Annotated in this window: 15 protein-coding genes; 14 read left to right on the forward strand and 1 reads right to left on the reverse strand. The window is 71.4% G+C overall.

Annotated features, from left to right (window positions below; genetic code table 11):
* Positions 1-67 precede the first annotated feature (67 nt).
* The 5 genes from FV227_RS11775 (at position 68) to murD (ending at position 7,722) form a co-directional block, all read left to right on the forward strand.
* Entirely contained in the window at positions 68-1,831 is a 1,764-nt protein-coding gene (locus FV227_RS11775; protein ID WP_243933420.1) for a penicillin-binding protein 2, read from the forward strand.
* Positions 1,828-3,291 carry a UDP-N-acetylmuramoyl-L-alanyl-D-glutamate--2,6-diaminopimelate ligase gene (locus FV227_RS11780; RefSeq protein ID WP_147858986.1) on the forward strand — a complete coding sequence of 488 codons (1,464 nt, stop codon included), beginning with the start codon at positions 1,828-1,830 and terminating at the stop codon, positions 3,289-3,291. The genes FV227_RS11775 and FV227_RS11780 overlap by 4 nt, the downstream gene beginning before the upstream one ends.
* A gap of 208 nt (positions 3,292-3,499) precedes the next feature.
* Positions 3,500-4,966 (forward strand): UDP-N-acetylmuramoylalanyl-D-glutamyl-2,6-diaminopimelate--D-alanyl-D-alanine ligase, encoded by a 1,467-nt coding sequence (locus tag FV227_RS11790; RefSeq protein ID WP_147858987.1) that lies wholly within the window; start codon positions 3,500-3,502, stop codon positions 4,964-4,966.
* Between the two features lie 89 nt (positions 4,967-5,055).
* Positions 5,056-6,141, forward strand: coding sequence for a phospho-N-acetylmuramoyl-pentapeptide-transferase (gene mraY / locus FV227_RS11795; protein WP_147729392.1), 1,086 nt, complete (start codon positions 5,056-5,058; stop codon positions 6,139-6,141).
* A 204-nt stretch (positions 6,142-6,345) separates the two neighbouring features.
* Positions 6,346-7,722, forward strand: coding sequence for a UDP-N-acetylmuramoyl-L-alanine--D-glutamate ligase (gene murD / locus FV227_RS11800; RefSeq protein WP_147858988.1), 1,377 nt, complete (start codon positions 6,346-6,348; stop codon positions 7,720-7,722).
* A 48-nt stretch (positions 7,723-7,770) separates the two neighbouring features.
* Here the strand turns inward: murD and FV227_RS11805 are convergent, their stop codons facing one another.
* On the reverse strand, positions 7,771-9,246 hold the full coding sequence (locus FV227_RS11805; protein WP_147858989.1) for a PAS domain-containing methyl-accepting chemotaxis protein: 1,476 nt from the start codon (positions 9,244-9,246) through the stop codon (positions 7,771-7,773).
* A 254-nt stretch (positions 9,247-9,500) separates the two neighbouring features.
* Between FV227_RS11805 and FV227_RS11810 the strand changes: the two genes are divergently transcribed.
* The 9 genes from FV227_RS11810 to ftsZ all read left to right on the forward strand — a co-directional run.
* On the forward strand, positions 9,501-10,667 hold the full coding sequence (locus tag FV227_RS11810) for a putative peptidoglycan glycosyltransferase FtsW (protein ID WP_147727664.1): 1,167 nt from the start codon (positions 9,501-9,503) through the stop codon (positions 10,665-10,667).
* Positions 10,664-11,773, forward strand: coding sequence for an undecaprenyldiphospho-muramoylpentapeptide beta-N-acetylglucosaminyltransferase (murG, locus tag FV227_RS11815; RefSeq protein ID WP_147727665.1), 1,110 nt, complete (start codon positions 10,664-10,666; stop codon positions 11,771-11,773). The genes FV227_RS11810 and murG overlap by 4 nt, the downstream gene beginning before the upstream one ends.
* A 52-nt stretch (positions 11,774-11,825) precedes the next feature.
* Positions 11,826-13,232, forward strand: a complete 1,407-nt coding sequence (gene murC, locus FV227_RS11820) for a UDP-N-acetylmuramate--L-alanine ligase (protein ID WP_147727666.1) — start codon at positions 11,826-11,828, stop codon at positions 13,230-13,232.
* Positions 13,233-13,238: 6 nt separating this feature from the next.
* On the forward strand, positions 13,239-13,778 hold the full coding sequence (locus FV227_RS11825) for an endonuclease domain-containing protein (protein WP_147727667.1): 540 nt from the start codon (positions 13,239-13,241) through the stop codon (positions 13,776-13,778).
* Positions 13,775-14,788 (forward strand): UDP-N-acetylmuramate dehydrogenase, encoded by a 1,014-nt coding sequence (gene murB / locus FV227_RS11830; RefSeq protein WP_246686439.1) that lies wholly within the window; start codon positions 13,775-13,777, stop codon positions 14,786-14,788. The genes FV227_RS11825 and murB overlap by 4 nt, the downstream gene beginning before the upstream one ends.
* A 104-nt stretch (positions 14,789-14,892) precedes the next feature.
* Positions 14,893-15,816 (forward strand): D-alanine--D-alanine ligase, encoded by a 924-nt coding sequence (locus tag FV227_RS11835; protein WP_147843728.1) that lies wholly within the window; start codon positions 14,893-14,895, stop codon positions 15,814-15,816.
* Positions 15,783-16,739, forward strand: a complete 957-nt coding sequence (locus FV227_RS11840) for a cell division protein FtsQ/DivIB (protein WP_147858990.1) — start codon at positions 15,783-15,785, stop codon at positions 16,737-16,739. Before FV227_RS11835 ends, FV227_RS11840 begins: the two co-directional genes overlap by 34 nt.
* Positions 16,740-16,797: 58 nt before the next feature.
* Positions 16,798-18,120 carry a cell division protein FtsA gene (gene ftsA, locus FV227_RS11845; RefSeq protein WP_147729212.1) on the forward strand — a complete coding sequence of 441 codons (1,323 nt, stop codon included), beginning with the start codon at positions 16,798-16,800 and terminating at the stop codon, positions 18,118-18,120.
* Positions 18,121-18,223: 103 nt separating this feature from the next.
* Positions 18,224-19,485 (forward strand): cell division protein FtsZ (gene ftsZ, locus FV227_RS11850; RefSeq protein WP_147858991.1); only part of this gene is annotated, 1,262 nt, incomplete at its 3' end.

Here is a 19,485-nt window from a genome sequence, read left to right on the forward strand (position 1 = left end):
GGCCGGGCACGATCACGCCGAGCCCGAGCTTGAATCCGCGCCGCGTTCCCACGCCGTCGAGGAGCCGGTGCTCGAGACCGAGCCGCGGGTCCATCCCGGGATGCGCCTGTTCCGGGCGATGTTCCGCCTCGCGATCGAGCGCTCCTACACCCGCGTCGCGCTGGTCGGCCTCGCGTTCCTGGCGGTGTTCGGCGCGATCAGCGTGCGGCTCCTGTCGATCGCGATCTTCGGCGCGCCGCCGAGCCAGGAGCACCGGGTGGCGGCCGCCGCCACCACCGCGATCCGGCCCGACATCATCGACCGCAACGGCGAGATCCTCGCCACCGACATCCGCACCGTCTCGGTCTTCGCCGAGCCCGGCAACATCTACGACAAGGACGAGGCGGTCGAGCTGCTCACCGCCGTCCTGCCCGAGCTGAACGCCACGGAGCTGCGCGCCAAGCTCACCCAGAAGCCGGGCAAGAAGGGCGTCGGCTTCGTCTGGGTGAAGCGCGAGCTGACGCCGAAGCAGCAGGCCGAGGTCCACCGGCTCGGCATCCCCGGCATCGGCTTCCTGCCCGACCACAAGCGCGTCTACCCGAACGGGGTCGCCGCCGCCCACATCATTGGCGCGACGAACCTCGACAACATCGGCATCGCCGGGATGGAGAAGTACATCGACAACCAGGGCAACAAGGCCCTGAACGAGTTCGGCTTCGTCGCCAAGCAGACCGACCTCAAGCCGATCCAGCTCTCGGTCGACCTGCGCGCGCAGTTCGCGGTGCGCGACGAGCTGGCCAAGGGCATCGAGCACTTCAAGGCCAAGGCCGGCGCCTCGATGATCCTCGACGTCCAGACCGGCGAGGTGATCGCGCTGGTCTCGATGCCGGACTTCGACCCGAACAACCCGGTCGACGCCCTGTCCGACGACAAGATCAACCGCATGAACGTCGGCGTCTACGAGATGGGCTCGACCTTCAAGGCGATGACCCTCGCGATGGCGCTCGAATCGGGCAAGTACAACGTCAACTCGACCTTCGACACCCGCGGCGGCGTGCTGAGCTGGGGCCGCCAGAAGATCCACGAGTATCACGGCACCAACCGCGTCATCACCATGCCCGAGGTGTTCACCCACTCGTCCAACATCGGCTCGGCCAAGATGGCGCTCGGCGTCGGCGTGCCCGGCCACAAGGCGTTCCTCAAGAAGATGGGCCTGCTCGACCGGATGCGGACCGAGCTGCCCGAGTCGGCCATGCCGATCATCCCGCCGCGCTGGACCGAGATCAACACCATCACCATCGCCTTCGGCCACGGCCTCGCGGTGGCGCCGATCCAGGCGACGGCGGCGGTGGCGGCGATCGCCAACGGCGGCTTCCTGATGACGCCGACCTTCCTCAAGACCGACGTCAAGGAGGCGATGGCGAAGGCGACGCAGGTGCTGAGCCCGCAGACCAGCGAGGCGATGCGCTTCATCATGCGGCTCAACGCGACCGAAGGCTCGGCCAAGAAGGCGGCGATCCCGTACTACTTCGTCGGCGGCAAGACCGGCACCGCCGAGAAGGTGATCGGCGGGCGCTACAACAAGAACCGCCTGTTCACGACCTTCATGGCGGCCGCCCCGATGGACAAGCCGAAATACCTGTTCGTGACCATCATGGACGAGCCGCAGGGCCTGCCGGAGAGCGGCGGCTACGCCACCGCCGCCTGGAACTCCGGCGTCGTCACCGGCAAGGTGATCGAGCGCGTCGCGCCGATCCTCGGCCTGCCGCCGCAATTCGAGCCGCCGGCCAAGCCCTTCCCGCTGATGGTCAAGCTCAACGCCTACCACGCCAGCATGGTCGGCGGCCCGTGAGCGCGCCGACCCTGGGCACCCTGTTCCCGGATGCGGGAACGGGCGAAGCCGGCCGCCCGGTGGCCGGGCTGACCGCCGACAGCCGCAACGTGGTGCCGGGCGGCGTCTTCGTCGCGGTGCCGGGGACCCGGGCCGACGGGCGGCTGTTCGCGGCCAAGGCCGCGGCGGCCGGCGCCGTCGCCGTGGTCGGGGAGGGCGACCGTCCCGCCGACCTGCCGCGGGATTGCGCCTGGATCGCCGTGGCGGATGCCCGCCGGGCGCTCGCGCTCGCCGCCGCGCGCCTGTCGGGCCGCCAGCCCGAGACCATCGTCACGGTGACCGGCACCGCCGGCAAGAGCTCGGTCGCCGACTTCGTCCGCCAGATCCTGGCGCGGATCGGGCGGGAATCGGCGAGCCTCGGCACCGTCGGCATCGTCACCAACCGCGGCGCCGCCTACGGCTCGCTGACCACGCCCGATCCGGTGACCCTGCACCAGACCCTGGCGCGGCTCGCCGACGACGGCATCACCGACCTCGCGATGGAGGCCTCCTCGCACGGCATCGAGCAGCGCCGCCTCGACGGCGTGCGGCTGGCCGCCGCCGGCTTCACCAATCTCGGGCGCGACCACCTCGACTACCATGCGACGGTCGAGGACTACCTCGCCGCCAAGCTCCGCCTGTTCGCGACCCTGCTGCCGGCGGGCGCGCCCGCCGTCGTCAACGCCGACGGCGCCTATGCGGACCGGGTGATCGCCGCCGCGACCGAAGCCGGCCACGCCATCCGCACCACCGGCCGCGCCGGCTCCGACATCCGCCTCCTTGATGCCCGCACCGAGGGCTTCGCGCAGGTGCTCGACCTCGACGGCCGCCACGGCCGACGCCGGATCCGGCTGCCGCTGGTCGGCGGGTTCCAGGTCGAGAACGCGCTCGTCGCCGCCGGCCTCGCGCTCGCCACGCCCGCCGGCGCCGCCGACCCCGACGGCGTGTTCGCGAGCCTGGAGCACCTCACCGGCGTGCCCGGCCGCATGGAGCGCATCGGCGAGGTCAACGGCGCGCTCTGCCTCGTCGACTACGCCCACAAGCCGGAAGCCCTGGAGGGCGTCCTCGTCGCGTTGCGCCCCTTCGCCACCGGGCGCCTCGTCGTGGTCTTCGGCTGCGGCGGCGACCGCGACCGCGGCAAGCGCCCGATCATGGGCGCCATCGCCGCGCGGCTGGCCGATACGGTGATCGTCACCGACGACAATCCCCGCTCCGAGGACCCGGCCGCGATCCGCGCCGCCATCCTCGCCGAGGCGCCGGGCGCCGGCGAGATCGGCGACCGCGCCGAGGCGATCCGCACGGCCGTACGCGGGCTCGGACCCGGCGACGTGCTGGTGGTGGCCGGCAAGGGTCACGAAACCGGCCAGATCGTGGGCGACCGGGTGCTGCCGTTCTCGGACCACGCAGTGCTGCGGGCGGCGATCGATGGGGATCTGCGATGAGCGCCGTTCCCGTGAAACACGACGACTGCCGCACGTCTCCCTCCCCCCTCTGCGGGGGAGGGTGGCCCGCGAAGCGGGTCGGGAGAGGGGAGCGACATCTCCGGACAACGCGCTCCCCTCTCCCGACCCTCGCTGACGCGAGGCCCACCCTCCCCCGCGAAGGGGGGAGGGAAGATGCGTTGCACCGTCGCGCTCGACCGGAGGCCGCATGAGCCCGAACGCCAAACCGCTCTGGACGGCGGCCGAACTCGAGGCCGCCACCGGGGGAACGCTCCAGGGCGAGCGCGGCGCCGTCACCGGCGCCTCGATCGACACCCGCACGCTGCAGCCGGGCGACCTGTTCTTCGCGATCCGGGGCGAGGCTCGCGACGGGCACGACTTCGTCCGCGCGGCGCTCGACAAGGGCGCGGGCGCGGCGGTGGTCGCCGCCGACCGCGCCGCGTCGTTCGACGGACCCGTCCTGGCCGTGCCGGGGGAGGGCCCCGATCCGGTCCTCGACGCGATGACGCGCCTCGGCCGCGCGGCCCGCGCCCGCACCGCGGCCCAGGTCGTGGCCGTGACCGGCTCGGTCGGCAAGACCGGCACCAAGGAGGCCCTGCGCCACGTGCTGTCGGCGCAAGGGCAGACCCACGCCTCCGTCGCCTCCTACAACAACCACTGGGGCGTGCCGCTGACGCTGGCGCGGATGCCGGCCGAGAGCCGCTTCGGCGTGTTCGAGATCGGCATGAACCACCCGCGGGAGATCGTGCCGCTCGTCGCGCAGGTCCGCCCGGAGGTGGCCCTCGTCACCACCGTCGAGCCGGTCCACATCGAGCACTTCGCCTCGCTGTCGGCGATCGCCGACGCCAAGGGCGAGATCTTCTCGGGCCTCGCGCCCGGCGGCGTCGCGGTGCTCAACCGCGACAACCCGAGCTTCGCCCGCCTCCACGCACATGCCCTCGCCTCGTCGGCCGGGCGCATCGTCACCTTCGGCGAGCACGAGGAGGCCGACGTGCGGGCGCGCCGGATCGTGCTGCGCCCCGACCTCTCGGTGGTCGACGCCGTGGTGATGGGCCAGCCGGTGACCTACCAGCTCGGCACCCCCGGCCGGCACACCGCGATGAACTCGCTCGGCGTGATGGCGGTCATCCATAGCCTCGGCGCCGACCTCGCGCGCGCCGCCCTGTCGCTCGCGGCCCTGCGGCCGCCGGTCGGGCGCGGCGAGCGCACCGCGCTCCAGCTTCGCGACGGCGAGGCCTTCCTCGTCGACGAGAGCTACAACGCCAACCCGGCCTCCGTGCGCGCCGCGCTGTCGACGCTGGCGGCGATCGAGACCGGTCCGCGCGGGCGCCGCATCGCCGTGCTCGGCGACATGCTGGAGCTCGGGGCGGCCGCGGACGCGCACCACCGCGACCTCGCCGGCGCCGTCGCCGACCACGGCGTCGACCTCGTCTTCACCGCCGGCGCCCTGATGGGCCACCTGTTCGAGGCGCTGCCGGTCGCGCGCCGGGGCATCGCGGCCGCCGCCTCGGCCGACCTCGTCGAGCCGCTGGCCGCGATCCTGCGGCCGGGCGACGCCGTGATGGTCAAGGGCTCGAACAGTATTCGCATGGGTCGGATTGTCGAGGCGCTCAAAGCCCGCTACGCGAACCCCCCGGCGCGCCACGACGCGTCGGCCCTGTCCGCCGGGCCGTGACCGGCACCTGATCGTCCGCCGAGGCCCCGGGACCGTTCGCGTCCCGCCGGCGCCCTTTCTTCGTGTGAGCCAAGCCACCGAGCCCCCGGATGCTGTATCTCCTGTCGGACCTGAGCGGCACGCTCTCGGCCCTCAACGTCTTCCGCTACATCACCTTCCGGACGGGAGGCGCGCTGTTCACGGCGGGCCTGTTCGTGTTCTGGTTCGGGCCGCTGATCATCTCGCTGCTGCGCCTGCGCCAGGGCAAGGGCCAGCCGATCCGCGAGGACGGGCCGCAGACCCACCTGCTGACCAAGCGCGGCACCCCGACCATGGGCGGCCTGATGATCCTGGCCGGCGCCATCGTCGCGATCCTGCTCTGGGCCAACCCGCGCAACCACTACGTCTGGATCACCCTCACGGTGACGCTGGGCTTCGGCGCGATCGGCTTCTACGACGACTACCTCAAGGTGACGAAGCAGTCGCACAAGGGCTTCTCGGGCAAGCTCCGCCTCGGGCTCGAGGCCCTGATCGCGATCACGGCCTGCTACGCGATCTCTTACTTCTCGCCGTCCACGCTGCAGAACCAGCTCGCCTTCCCGGTGTTCAAGGACGCGCTGCTGAATCTCGGCTGGTTCTACGTGCTGTTCGGCGGCTTCGTCATCGTCGGCGCGGGCAACGCGGTGAACATGACCGACGGCCTCGACGGGCTCGCCATCGTCCCCGTGATGATCGCCTGCGGCACCTTCGGCGTCATCGCCTACCTCGTCGGCAACTCGTTCACCGCGAGCTACCTCCAGGTGAACTACGTGCGCGACACCGGCGAGCTCGCGGTGGTGGCCGGCGCGGTGATCGGGGCGGGGCTCGGCTTCCTGTGGTTCAACGCGCCGCCGGCGCAGATCTTCATGGGCGACACCGGCTCGCTCGCTCTGGGCGGCCTCCTCGGCGTCGTCGCGGTGGCCACCAAGCACGAGATCGTCCTGGCGATCGTCGGCGGCCTGTTCGTCCTCGAGATCATGTCGGTGATCATCCAGGTCGCGTCGTTCAAGCTCACGGGCAAGCGCGTCTTCCGCATGGCGCCGATCCATCACCACTTCGAGCAGAAGGGCTGGAAGGAGCCGCAGGTCGTGATCCGGTTCTGGATCATCGCCGTCATCCTGGCGCTCGCCGGCCTGGCGACGCTCAAGCTGCGGTGAGCTGTGGTAGACTTTGCGCAACCGACGCTTGTCCCACCCCCGCCCTCATCCTGAGATGCGCCCGCGAAGCGGGCGCCTCGAAGGAGTCCTCCAGCGACCGCCATGTGTTCTGGAGGTCGCCTTCGAGGCTCGCCGACGCGGGCACCCCAGGATGAGGGGGGAGGGGCGGGACAACCCCGATTGCCGACCTGTTCCGAGTTTCCGATGACCCCAGCCACAACCTACGCCGGCCGCGCTGTCGCCCTGTTCGGGCTCGGCGCCTCCGGCCTCGCCACCGCGCTCGCCCTGAAGGAAGGCGGCGCCCGCGTGATCGCCTGGGACGACAACGCCGAGGGCGTCGCCAAGGCCGCCGCCCAGGGGATCGAGACCGCGGACCTGCGCGCGGCCGACTGGTCGGGCTTCGCGGCGCTGATCCTCTCGCCCGGCGTGCCGCTGACCCATCCGGTGCCGCACTGGACGGTCGCGCTCGCCAAGGCGGCCGGCATCGAGATCGTCGGCGACATCGAGCTGTTCTGCCGGGAGCGGCGTGCGATCGCGCCGGGCGCGCCGTTCGTCGCGATCACCGGCACCAACGGCAAGTCGACCACCACGGCGCTGATCGCGCACATCCTGCGCGCGGCCGGGCGCGACGTGCAGATGGGCGGCAACATCGGCACCGCGATCCTGTCGCTGGCGCCCCCGGCGCCCGATCGCATCCACGTCGTCGAGCTGTCCTCGTTCCAGATCGACCTGACGCCCTCGCTCGATCCGAGCGTCGGCGTGCTCCTCAACATCACCCCCGATCACCTCGACCGCCACGGCACCTTTGCGCAATACGCCGCGATCAAGGAGCGGCTGATCCAGGGCTCGGACCGCGCGGTCGTCGGCGTCGACGACGGGCCGAGCCGCGCCATCGCGGACCGGTTCGCGGAACGGGGCGGCGACCGGCTGACCCGCATCCACGTGCCCCGCGACGCGGCGCTCACCGCCGACGCCGTCACCGTCCGTGACGGGGTGATCGCGGACCGTGATGGTGCGCCGATCGCCGACGTGTCTGCGATCCGGTCGCTGCGCGGCGCGCACAACTGGCAGAACGCGGCCGTGGCGGTCGCGGTCGCCCGCGCGCTCGGGCTCCCGCCCGACGACATCCAGGCCGGGCTCGCGAGCTTTCCCGGCCTGCCGCACCGGATGGAGGAGGTCCGGGTCCACGGCGGCGTGCTGTTCGTCAACGATTCCAAGGCGACCAACGCCGATTCCACCGAGAAGGCGCTCACCGCCTTCCGCGACATCCACTGGATCCTCGGCGGCAAGGCGAAGGACGGCGGCATCTTCCCGCTGGTCCCGTATTTTGAGCGCATCGCGCACGCCTACCTGATCGGCGCCGCCTCCGACGCCTTCGCCGCGACGCTGGAAGGCGCCGTGCCCTACACCCGCTGCGAGACCCTGGACGTCGCCGTCCGGGCGGCGGCAGAGGGCGCGGCGGCCTCGGGCGCGCCCGAGCCGGTGGTGCTGCTCTCGCCGGCCTGCGCCTCCTACGACCAGTTCCGCAGCTTCGAGCAGCGCGGCGACGTGTTTCGCGAGCTGGTGCGCGCGCTGCCCTGAACGGCCGGACGCCGCCGCCGGCGGGCGAGCCCCGCGCCGGACGTCGCCCTACCGGGCGAGCACGCGAGCCGCTTCGCGCGTCGTCGCCACCGCGACGGAGACCTCCGTCACCGAGCCCGAGATCGTGCTGATGTTGGCCGTGATCGCCGCGACGGCCTGGGCCGCGGCCTGCATGCTCTGCGACAGGTCGCGCGTGACGATGCTCTGCTCCTCGACCGCGCTCGCCGTCGCGACGACGTTCTCGCGCATGATGTCGACCGAGCCGCTGATCGCATCGAGGGCGCCGACCACCTCGCTCGACAGGCCCTGCAGGCCGTTGATCTCGGCGCCGATCTGCTCCGTCGCACGGGCGGCTTGGTTGGCGAGGTTCTTGACCTCGCTCGCGACGACCGCGAAGCCGCGTCCGGCTTCTCCGGCACGCGCCGCCTCGATGGTGGCGTTGAGCGCGAGCAGGTTGATCTGCGCGGCGATCGACTGGATCAGCCCGACGATGCCGCTCATCGACCCGGCAGCCTCCGAGAGGCGCTGGGTGAACCCGCCGGCCGCCTGGACCCGCTCGAAGGCGGCGTCGGTCGCCCCGCGCGAATATCCCATGCTCAGGGAGATCTCGGCGACGGAGGCGGCCAGTTCCTCCGCCGCCGCCGCCATCGTCGCCACGTTGCCCGACGTCGTCTCCGCGGCCGCGAATGCCGCGCCCGACCCGTCCGCCGAGCGGGTGATCGCCTGGTCGATCTCGGAGAAGTTGCGCTCGATCAGCCTGCGGAGGTTGGCCAGCAGCATGACCTGATCGGTGATGTCGGTGGCGAGCTTCACGACCTTGTAGGGGCGGTTCGAGGCGTCGAAGATCGGGTTGTAGGTCGCCTGGATCCAGACCTCGCGGCCGCCCTTCGCGATGCGCTTGTACTGCGCCGCCTGGTACTCGCCGCGCTTCAGCGCCGCCCAGAACGCCGCGTAGTCCGCGCTCTGCCCGTAGGCCGGCTCGACAAACATGCTGTGCGGGCGGCCGCGGACCTCGGAGAGGTCGTAGCCCACCACGGCGAGGAAGTTCGCGTTGGCCTCGAGGATGGTGCCGTCCAGATCGAAGGCGATCACCCCTTGCGCCTTGTCGATCGCCGCGATCTGGCCGGCCCGGTCGGCATCCTCGGCCTTCTGCTGCGTGATGTCGGTGGCGAACTTCACCACCTTGTAGGGCTTGCCGTCACGCCCGATCATCGGGTTGTAGGAGGCCTCGATCCAGATGTCGCGGCCGCCCTTCGCCATCCGCCGGAACTGGCCCGCGCTGAACGCGCCGCTGCGGAGACGATCCCAGAACGCCTTGTACTCCGCCGAGTCCCGGTACTGCGGATCGACCAGCATCGCATGCGGCTGCCCGACCAGCTCGGGCAGGCTGTAGCCCACAGCTGCGAGAAAATTCGCGTTGGCGTGGAGGATGCGGCCCGAGAGGTCGAACTCGATCACCCCCTGCACCCGGTCGAGGGCGGCAAGCTTGGCGGCGGCTTCGACAGTCTTGCGTGCAGCGAACATGGGCGGATCGTCCCGGCGCGGCATCTTCGCAATGCGATGCCGAAGTGAACACAATCCAAGATTGCGTTTTTGCTGTTAAGATTTCGTATTCGGTCGACCGTGGCGCGACCGATCGGCGAGGAGGCGCCGGGGGTTGACGGGACGGGCGGCGGCTCCGGCGCGGTTTCGCAAGGATGCGTTTACCATTCGCGGACAGGATCGCTCTCGACCGTCGCGTGCCCCTGCGCGACCGCTCGCAAGGCCGTCGCACGCCCATGATCTCCCGCGCGGAACGCACGCCCCTGACCGACTGGTGGTGGACGGTCGACCGCGGCCTGCTCGCGGCGCTCGCCGCCCTGATGGTCGCCGGCCTCGTCTTCCTCATGGGCGGCGGGCCGCCGGTAGCCGAGCGCATCGGCTTGCCGACCTTCTACTTTCTCAACCGCCAGGCGATGTACCTCGCGCCGACGATCCTGCTGATCTGCGCGGTCTCGTTCCTGAGCTTGCGCGGCATCCGCCGGCTGGCGCTCGGCACCTGGCTCGCGGGCGTCGCGCTGTGCCTCCTCGCCGGCAAGTTCGGGCCGGAGATCAAGGGCGCCCACCGCTGGATCCAGTTCGGCTCGTTCGGCCTGCAGCCCTCGGAGTTCGTCAAGCCCGCCTTCGTCGTGGTCGCCGCCTGGGCGTTCTCGGAGGGCGCGCAGCGCCGCGACATGCCGGGCGGCTTCCTTGCGATCCTGCTCCTGCCGATCACCATCGTGCCGCTGCTGCTGCAGCCCGATTTCGGGCAGACGATGCTGATCACGCTGGTGTGGTGCGCGCTGTTCTTCGTCGCCGGCCTGCACCTGATCTGGGTGGCGGTGCTCGGCGTGCTCGGCCTGACCGGGGTGTTCGCCGCCTACACCTTCTTCCACCACGTCCGCGAGCGCTTCAACCGCTTCCTCGACAAGGATTCGGGCGACAGCTTCCAGACCTTCTGGTCGCAGGAATCGTTCCGCTCCGGCGGCTGGTTCGGCACCGGCCCGGGGGAGGGGATCGCCAAGCGCCACCTGCCCGACGCCCATACCGACTTCATCTTCTCGGTGACCGGCGAGGAGTTCGGCGTGCTGGTCTGCCTCTGCCTCGTCGCTTTGTTCGCCTACATCGTGCTGCGCGGGCTCAAGCTCGCGCGCCGCACCGACGACACCTTCTCGAGGCTCGCCATCACCGGTCTGATCACGCTCTTCGGCCTCCAGGCCTGCATCAACATGGCGGTGAACACCCAGCTCATGCCGGCCAAGGGCATGACGCTGCCGTTCGTCTCCTACGGCGGCTCGTCGCTGATCTCGCTCGCGCTCGGCATGGGCTTCCTCGTGGCGCTCACCCGCAAGCGCCCGCGCACCACGATGCTGAGCCAGAAGCCGCCCGGCACCGCGCCGGCCACCGTCGCCGGAGTCATGCGGTGACGGTGTTCACGCCGACCATCCTGCTCTGCGCCGGCGGCACCGGCGGCCACCTGTTCCCGGCCGAGAGCCTCGCCCACGCGCTGCGGGCGCGGGGCATCCGCGTGGTGCTCGCCACCGACGCGCGGGTCGACTCGATCAGCGGCGGCTTCCCGGCCTCCGAGATCGTCACCATCACCTCGGCGACCCCGTCCGGCCGCTCGATGCTGCGCCGGGCCGGCGCGGTGCTGACGCTGGGCCGCGGCTTCGCGGAGGCGGCCAAGGCGGTCAAGCGCATCAACCCGGCGGCGATCGTCGGCTTCGGCGGCTACCCGACCGTGCCGCCGATGCTCGCCGGCCAGATCCTGCGCGTGCCGACGATCATCCACGAGCAGAACGCGGTGATGGGGCGGGCCAACGCCTTCCTGGCGCGCGGCGCCCGCACCATCGCCACCGGCTTCAAGGAGGTCCGCGGCGTCCCCGACAAGGCGCGTGCCCCCCGCGTCCACACCGGCAACCCGTTGCGCCCGGCGGTGTTCGAGGCCGCGAAGGTCGCCTATCCGCGGCTCGGGCCGGCGGACGCCCTGCACCTCCTCGTCTTCGGCGGAAGCCAGGGCGCGCGGGTGATGGGCGAGGTCGTGCCAAAAGCCCTGGCGCAGCTTCCGGCCGACCTGCGGGCCCGCCTCCACCTCGTGCAGCAGGTCCGCCCCGAGGACCTGACGGCGGTGCAGAACGACTACCTCGCCATGGGGCTCGCCGGCATCGAGGCGGCGCCGTTCTTCAAGGACCTGCCGGGGCGGATGGCAGCGAGCCACCTCGTGGTCGCCCGCTCGGGCGCCTCGACGGTCTCGGAGCTCGCCGCCATCGGCCGGCCGTCGATCCTGGTGCCGCTGCCCGGGGCGCTCGACCAGGACCAGGCCGCCAACGCCGCGACGCTGGCCAAGATCGGCGCGGCCCTGGCCGTCGCGCAGACCGCGTTCACGCCGGACCGGCTCACCGCGGAGCTGGTCGACGCCTTCGCGAATCCCGAGAAATTGACCGCGGCGGCACAAGCCGCGAAAAGCGCCGGCATCCACGACGCCGCCGAGCGGCTCGCCGCGGTGGTCGTCGACACGGCCGCCCGCACCTGATTCTTCCGGGACGCATGCCTCCGCGCAGTCCCGTCATCGAACGGTTCCTCCCATGAAGCTGCCCGACAAGCTCGGTCCCATCCACTTCATCGGCATCGGCGGCATCGGCATGTCCGGCATCGCCGAGGTGATGCACAACCTCGGCTACACGGTGCAGGGCTCCGACGCCTCGGACAACGCCAACGTGCGGCGGCTGGCCGACAAGGGCATGAGGACCTTCGTCGGCCATGCCGCCGCCAACGTCGAGAATGCCGGCCTCGTGGTCGTCTCGACCGCGATCCAGCGCGACAACCCCGAGTTGATGGCCGCGCGCGAGGCTCGGCTGCCGGTGGTGCGCCGGGCCGAGATGCTGGCCGAGCTGATGCGCTTCAAGTCCTGCGTCGCCATCGCCGGCACCCACGGCAAGACCACGACGACCTCCCTCGTCGCGACGCTGCTCGACGCCGGCAACATGGACCCGACGGTGATCAACGGCGGCATCATCAACGCGTACGGCACCAACGCCCGCATGGGCGAGGGCGAATGGATGGTGGTGGAGGCCGACGAATCTGACGGCACCTTCCTGAAGCTGCCGGCCGACGTCGCCATCGTCACCAACATCGACCCGGAGCATCTCGACCATTTCGGCTCGTTCGACGCGGTCAAGGACGCCTTCCGGCGCTTCATCGACAACATCCCGTTCTACGGCTTCGCGGTGATGTGCATCGACCATCCCGTCGTCCAGGACCTCGTCGGCCACATCGAGGACCGCCGCATCATCACCTACGGCGAGAACCCGCAGGCCGACGTGCGCCTCATCGACGTGGACCTGCGCGGCGGTCAGAGCCGCTTCCGCGTGATGATCCGCGACCGGCGTCCGGGCTTCCGCATGGAGATGGAGGACCTCGTCCTGCCGATGCCGGGCAAGCACAACGCGCTCAATGCCACCGCGGCGCTGGCCGTCGCGCACGAGCTCGGCGTGCCGGCGGACGCGATCCGCAAGGCGCTGGCCGGGTTCGGCGGCGTCAAGCGCCGCTTCACCCGCACCGGCGAATGGAACGGCGCCCAGATCTTCGACGATTACGGGCACCATCCGGTGGAGATCAAGGCGGTGCTCAAGGCCGCCCGCGCCTCCACCGACGCGAAGGTGATCGCGATCGTGCAGCCGCACCGCTACTCGCGCCTCGCCTCGCTGTTCGACGATTTCTGCACCTGCTTCAACGATGCCGACACGGTCATCGTCGCCCCCGTCTACGCGGCGGGCGAGGCGCCGATCGAGGGCATCGACCGCGACGGCCTCGTCGCCGGCCTGCGCTCCCGCGGCCACCGCGACGCGCAGGCGCTCGAGCGCCCGGAAGACCTCGCCGGGATCGTGGCCGCGCACGCGACCGAGGGCGACTACGTCGTCTGCCTCGGCGCCGGCAACATCACGCAATGGGCCTACGCGCTGCCGGCGGAGCTGGCGGCGTTCAAGGGGTGAGCTCGAATGAGCCCGGCCGACAGCGAGCGCACGGCATTTCGGCGGCGCCTTCGGCAGGGGCAGACCGAGGCCGAACGGACGCTGTGGTATCGCTTGCGCGATCGGCGGCTGGCCGTGTTCAAGTTCGTTCGGCAGGAGAGCATCGGCCGCTACGTGGCCGATTTCTGCTGCCGTGAGGCGAAGCTGATCATCGAGATCGATGGCAGCCAGCACGCCGACAATGCCTACGACCGCGCTCGCGATGCATGGCTGGCCGATCTGGGCTACCGCGTCCTGCGGTTTTGGAACGCGGAGATCATGAGCAGCCCGTCAGTCGTTCTCGATACGATCTTCAGCGCGCTCCCCCCCTCTCCCCGCACGCGGGGAGAGGGCCGCGACGACCTCGTCGTCGGCGTGGCTAGCCCGAAGGGCGATGGTGAGGGGACGTCGCCGGACGCACCCGTCCTGACCCCGCCCCCTCACCCTCGGCTGCCGCCTCGCTTCGTCGACGACGGGGTCGACGAAGCCCTCTCCCCGCGTGCGGGGAGGGGGGGAGCGAACCGATGACCGCCTTCCCCGACATCACGCCGGCGATCCGCGCCGCCGCGCCGGCCCTGCGGGGGCGGCTGCTGGTGAACGCGGCGTTGTCCGACCTGACCTGGTTCCGCGTCGGCGGCCCGGCGCAGGTGCTGTTCACGCCGGCCGACGAGGAGGATCTCGCCCACCTCCTGGCCGGTCTCGATCCCGAGATCCCGGTGACGGTGATCGGGCTCGGCTCGAACCTGATCGTGCGCGACGGCGGCATTCCCGGCGTGACGATCCGGCTCGGCGGCAAGGCGTTCGGAGCGGTGGAGGTCGACGGCGACCGCCTGCAGGCCGGCACCGCCGTGCCCGACATGCGCCTGGCGAAGGCGGCGGCCGAAGCGTCGCTCGACGGGCTCGCCTTCTTCCGCGGCATCCCGGGCTCGGTCGGCGGCGCCCTGCGCATGAACGCCGGCGCCCATGGCGGCGAGACCACCGACGTGCTCCTCGAGGCGCGCGGGGTCGACCGGCGCGGCGCGCTCCGCCGCTTCGGCCATGCCGAGATGGGCTTCACCTACCGTCATGCGGCGGCGCCCGACGACGTGATCTTCACGAGCGCCCTGTTCCGCGGCCGCCCCGGCGAGCGCGCGGCGATCGAGGCGGAGATGGCGCGGGTGACCGCGGCGCGGGAAGCCGCGCAGCCGATCCGCGAGCGCACCGGCGGCTCGACCTTCAAGAACCCGCCGGGCGGCAAGGCGTGGCAGCTCGTCGACGCCGCCGGCTGCCGCGGCCTGACGCGGGGCGGCGCGCAGGTCTCCGAGATGCACTGCAACTTCCTGATCAATCGCGACGGCGCCACGGCCGCCGACATCGAGGAGCTTGGCGAGGAGGTGCGCCGGCGGGTGCGCGAGACCAGCGGGGTCGAGCTGCACTGGGAGATCAAGCGGATCGGAATCTCCGTCGACAGATCGACGCCTACGCTGACCGGCGATCCGTTCGGCACCTTTTCCGAGTGGGCAGGTCCCGAAGACGGGAAGGCCTATCGTGACCTCTGACCCCTCGTCCGCGTTCGCAAACAGCGTGGGCTGGGCAGAGGCTATCTGAACACGGGCGCCGGCCGCCCGTTCGTCCCCCTTCGACACGCGCCCCGGAGCCCTCCATGTCCAAGCACGTCGCCGTCCTGATGGGCGGCACCTCCTCCGAGCGCGAGGTCTCGCTGAATTCGGGTACCGCCTGCGCCGACGCGCTGGAGGGAGAGGGCTATCGCGTCACCCGCGTCGACGTCGGGGCCGACATCGCATCGGTGCTGACCGAGCTTCGGCCCGATGCAGCCTTCAACGCGCTGCACGGGCCGGCGGGCGAGGACGGCACGATCCAGGGCCTGCTCGAGATCCTGCGCATTCCCTACACGCATTCGGGCGTGCTCGCTTCCGCGCTCGCCATGCACAAGGAGCGGGCCAAGGTGGTGATGCGGGCGGCCGGCGTCAGCGTCCCGGAAGGGCTGGTCGTTAACCGGCATGATGCCGCGAAGTCACACCCGATCGCCCCGCCCTACGTCGTCAAGCCGGTCTCCGAAGGCTCCTCGATGGGCGTGATCATCGTCCGCGACGGGCGCTCGCATCCGCCGCAGATCCTGGCCTCGGACGAATGGGCGTTCGGGGAGGAAGTCCTTGTGGAGACTTACGTTGCGGGCCGCGAGCTCACCTGCGCGGTGATGGGCGACCGGGCCCTCGGCGTGATCGAGATCAAGGCCGCCTCGGGGGGGTGGTACGACTACGACGCGAAGTACGCGCCGGGAGGCTCGATCCACGTCCTGCCGGCCGAACTTAAACCAAATGTTTACCAGCGTGTCCAAGAGTTGTCGTTAACGGCGCATCAAGCACTGGGCTGCCGGGGCGTCAGCCGTGCCGACCTTCGCTACGACGACACACCGGGTGGAACCGGTGCCCTCGTCGTCCTGGAGGTCAACACGCAACCCGGCATGACCCAGACCAGCCTTGTGCCGGACATGGCCGCCCATGCTGGGTATCGTTTCGGTGAGTTCGTGCGATGGATGGTGGAGGACGCGTCTCTGGGCCGCTGAGCCCCGCTGGGTTTCCCGGCGCGACCGGTCCAGCCGCGCGCCTCGTCGGCGGCGTCCTCGCCCGGCTTCCGCGCTTCCTGCGCCGGTCCGACTCGATGCGCCGCGGCCGGCCCGGGCCGTCGATGGCCGAGCGCCTGCCGCGCGGCATCGGCGCCCTCGGCCTCAGCACGGCCTTCGGGGCGCTGGCGCTCGCCGGCTTCGTCGCCAGCGGCCGCTACGACGCCTTCGTCATCGAGAACGGCCGCCCCCTCGACATCCTCGCCCGCGTCGCCGGCTTCGGCGTCGAGCGCGTCACCATCTCGGGCATCTCGCGGATGTACGAGCGCGAGGTGCTCGCCGCCGCCGGCATCGACTGGCGCTCGTCCGTGCCCTTCCTCGACGTCGCCGAGGTGCGTGCCCGCCTGCTCCGGGTGCCGCTGATCGCCTCCGTCTCGGTGCGCAAGATCTATCCCCGCGAGATCGTCATCAACCAGGTCGAGCGCGAGCCCGCCGCCCTGTGGCAGATGAACGGCGAGATCAGCGTCATCGCCGCCGACGGCACGATCATCGATACGATGCGCGACGACCGCTACGCGAGCCTGCCGCTGGTCGTCGGCGACGACGCCAACACCAAGCTCGGCGAGTACCTCGCCCTGGTCGCCGCGGCCGGCCCGCTCGCCGACCGCATCCGCGCCGGCACCTACGTCTCCGGCCGGCGCTGGACCCTGAAGCTCGACGGCGTCGACATCCGCCTGCCGGAAATCGAGCCCGGAGCCGCGCTGGCCCGGCTGGTCGAGCTCGAGCGCGCCAACCGCCTGCTGGAGAAGGACATCATCGCGGTCGATCTGCGGATGCCCGACCGGGTCGTGGTCCGCCTCACCGAGGAGGCCGCGGCCGCCCGGGCCGAGGCGCAGAAGAAGACGAAGAAGGGGACCGCGACGTGAGCGCAGTCCGGTCCACCCGCCGCCCCGCCCGTTCCCCGTCCTTCGTCGGTAAGCGCTGATGCATTCCCAACACGGCCTGACGCCCCGCCTGAAGCCGCTCTCGGCGCGCCGCAGCACCACGCTGTCGGTGCTCGACATCGGCACCAGCAAGGTCGTCTGCCTCATCGCCGAGCTGCAGCCGGCCGAAGCCCTCACCACGCTGAAGGGCCGGACGCACCTCGCCCGCATCATCGGCATCGGCCACCAGCGCTCGCACGGGCTGAAGGGCGGCGCGATCGTCGACCTCGAGGCCGCCGAGGGCGCGATCCGCCAGGCGGTGCACGCCGCCGAGCGGATGGCCAAGGTCGAGGTCCAGTCGGTCATCGTCAACATGAGCGGCGGGCGCCTCGCCTCGCAGCACTTCCAGGCGCGGGTCAACGTCCGCACCGGCACCGTCACCGGCGCCGACGTGGAGCGCGTGCTGGAGACCGCGAGCGCCCACGGCGTCAGCCCCGGCCGCGCCGTGCTGCACGCGCTGCCGACCGGCTACGCCCTCGACGGCCAGGGCGCGGTGATCGACCCCTCGGGGATGATCGGCGAGGCGCTCGGGGTCGACCTCCACGTCGTCACGGCGGAAGCCGCGGCCGCCCGCAACGTCATGCTCGCGATCGAGCACTGCCATCTCGGCGTCGAGGCGGTGATCGCCACCCCCTACGCCGCCGGCCTCTCGGCGCTGGTCGACGACGAGGCCGAGATGGGCGTCTGCGTCGTCGACATGGGCGGCGGCACCACGAGCTTCGGCGTGTTCTCCGGGGGGCATCTCGTCCACACCGACGCGATCGCGGTCGGCGGCCACCACGTCACCATGGACATCGCCCGCGGGCTCTCGACCCGGGTCGCGGCGGCCGAGCGGCTGAAGACGCTCTACGGCTCGGCCATCGCCACCCCGTCGGACGAGCGCGACATGATCGCCGTCCACGGCGTCGGCGAGGACGAGGGCGAGACCCCGAACCACGTTCCGCGCTCGCAGCTGGTGCGGATCATCAAGCCGCGCGTCGAGGAGGTGGTCGAGCTCGTCCGCGACCGCCTTCGCGCGGCCGGCTTCGCCGCCCAGGCGGGGCGCCGGGTCGTGCTCACAGGCGGCGCGAGCCAGCTCGTCGGCCTGCCCGAGGTCACCCGCCGGGTGATGCAGGGCCAGGTCCGGATCGGGCGCCCGCTCGGCATCCGCGGCCTGCCCGAGGCGGCCAAGGGTCCGGCCTTCTCGGCCGCGGTCGGCCTGCTGGTCTACCCGCAGGTGGCGCATGCCGAGCACTTCGAGCCGCGGGGGCAGCGCGCCTTCGCCGGCACCGGGACCGACGGTTACATCGGCCGCGTCTACGAGTGGCTGAAGCAGGGTTTCTAGGCGTTTTCCCGGGCGCCCTCTCGCGCCCGGCCTCGACGAATCGGCGCTTCCTCCACGGAGGCGCTCCGGACAACGCGTTAAAGGTCACGAAGGGCTCGACACCATGGCCATCTCTCTCCAGGCGCCTGACATCCGCGAACTCAAGCCCCGCATCACCGTGTTCGGTGTCGGCGGCGCCGGCGGCAACGCCGTCAACAACATGATCGAGTCGGGTCTGCTCGGCTGCGAGTTCGTCGTGGCCAACACCGACGCCCAGGCGCTGACCTCGTCGAAGGCCGAGCGCGTGATCCAGATGGGGCTGGGCGTGACGCAGGGCCTCGGCGCCGGCTCCCACCCCGAGGTCGGCTCGGCCGCCGCCGACGAGGTGATCGACGAGATCCGCGACCAGCTCTCGGGCGCGCACATGTGCTTCATCACCGCCGGCATGGGCGGCGGCACCGGCACCGGCGCGGCCCCCGTCATCGCCCGCGCCGCCCGCGACATGGGCATCCTCACCGTCGGCGTCGTGACGAAGCCGTTCCAGTTCGAGGGCCTGCGCCGCATGCGCACGGCGGAAGCCGGCATCCAGGAGCTGCAGGCGGCCGTCGACACGCTGATCGTGATCCCGAACCAGAACCTGTTCCGGGTCGCCAACGAGAAGACCACCTTCGCCGACGCCTTCGCGATGGCCGACCAGGTGCTCTACTCGGGCGTCGCCTGCATTACCGACCTGATGGTCAAGGAAGGCCTGATCAACCTCGACTTCGCCGACGTGCGCGCGATCATGCGCGGCATGGGTAAGGCGATGATGGGCACCGGCGAGGCGTCCGGCGAGAAGCGCGCCAGCCGCGCGGCCGAGGCCGCGATCGCCAACCCGCTCCTCGACGACGTCTCGATGAAGGGCGCCCGCGGCCTGCTGATCTCGATCACCGGCGGCGCCGACCTGACGCTGTACGAGCTCGACGAGGCCGCCACCCGCATCCGCGAGGAGGTCGACCAGGAAGCCAACATCATCCTCGGCGCGACCTTCGACGAGAGCCTCGACGGCATCATCCGCGTCTCGGTCGTCGCCACCGGGATCGAGCCGGCGCTGATCTCGGCCAACTCGCCGAACAACAAGGAGATCGCCGAGACCGAGCAGCGCATCGCCGAGGTCGCCGAGCGCCTGCGCTCCGAGGCCCGCTCGCGCGCCGCCCAGAACGCCCCGAGCTTTCGCGCCGCGGCCGAGCCGGCCGTGACGCAGGCTCAGCCGGCCCCCGTCCAGCCCGCGCGCCCGGCCCCCGAGCCGGTGCAGCACGCCGAGCCCCGCATCGAGGCGGCTCCGGTGATGCGCGACGATATCATGCTGACCCAGTCCCAGCCCCGCGCCGCCGCCCCGTTCGTGCC

It is taken from the genome of Methylobacterium sp. WL119 (assembly GCF_008039875.1).
GTDB lineage: Bacteria > Pseudomonadota > Alphaproteobacteria > Rhizobiales > Beijerinckiaceae > Methylobacterium.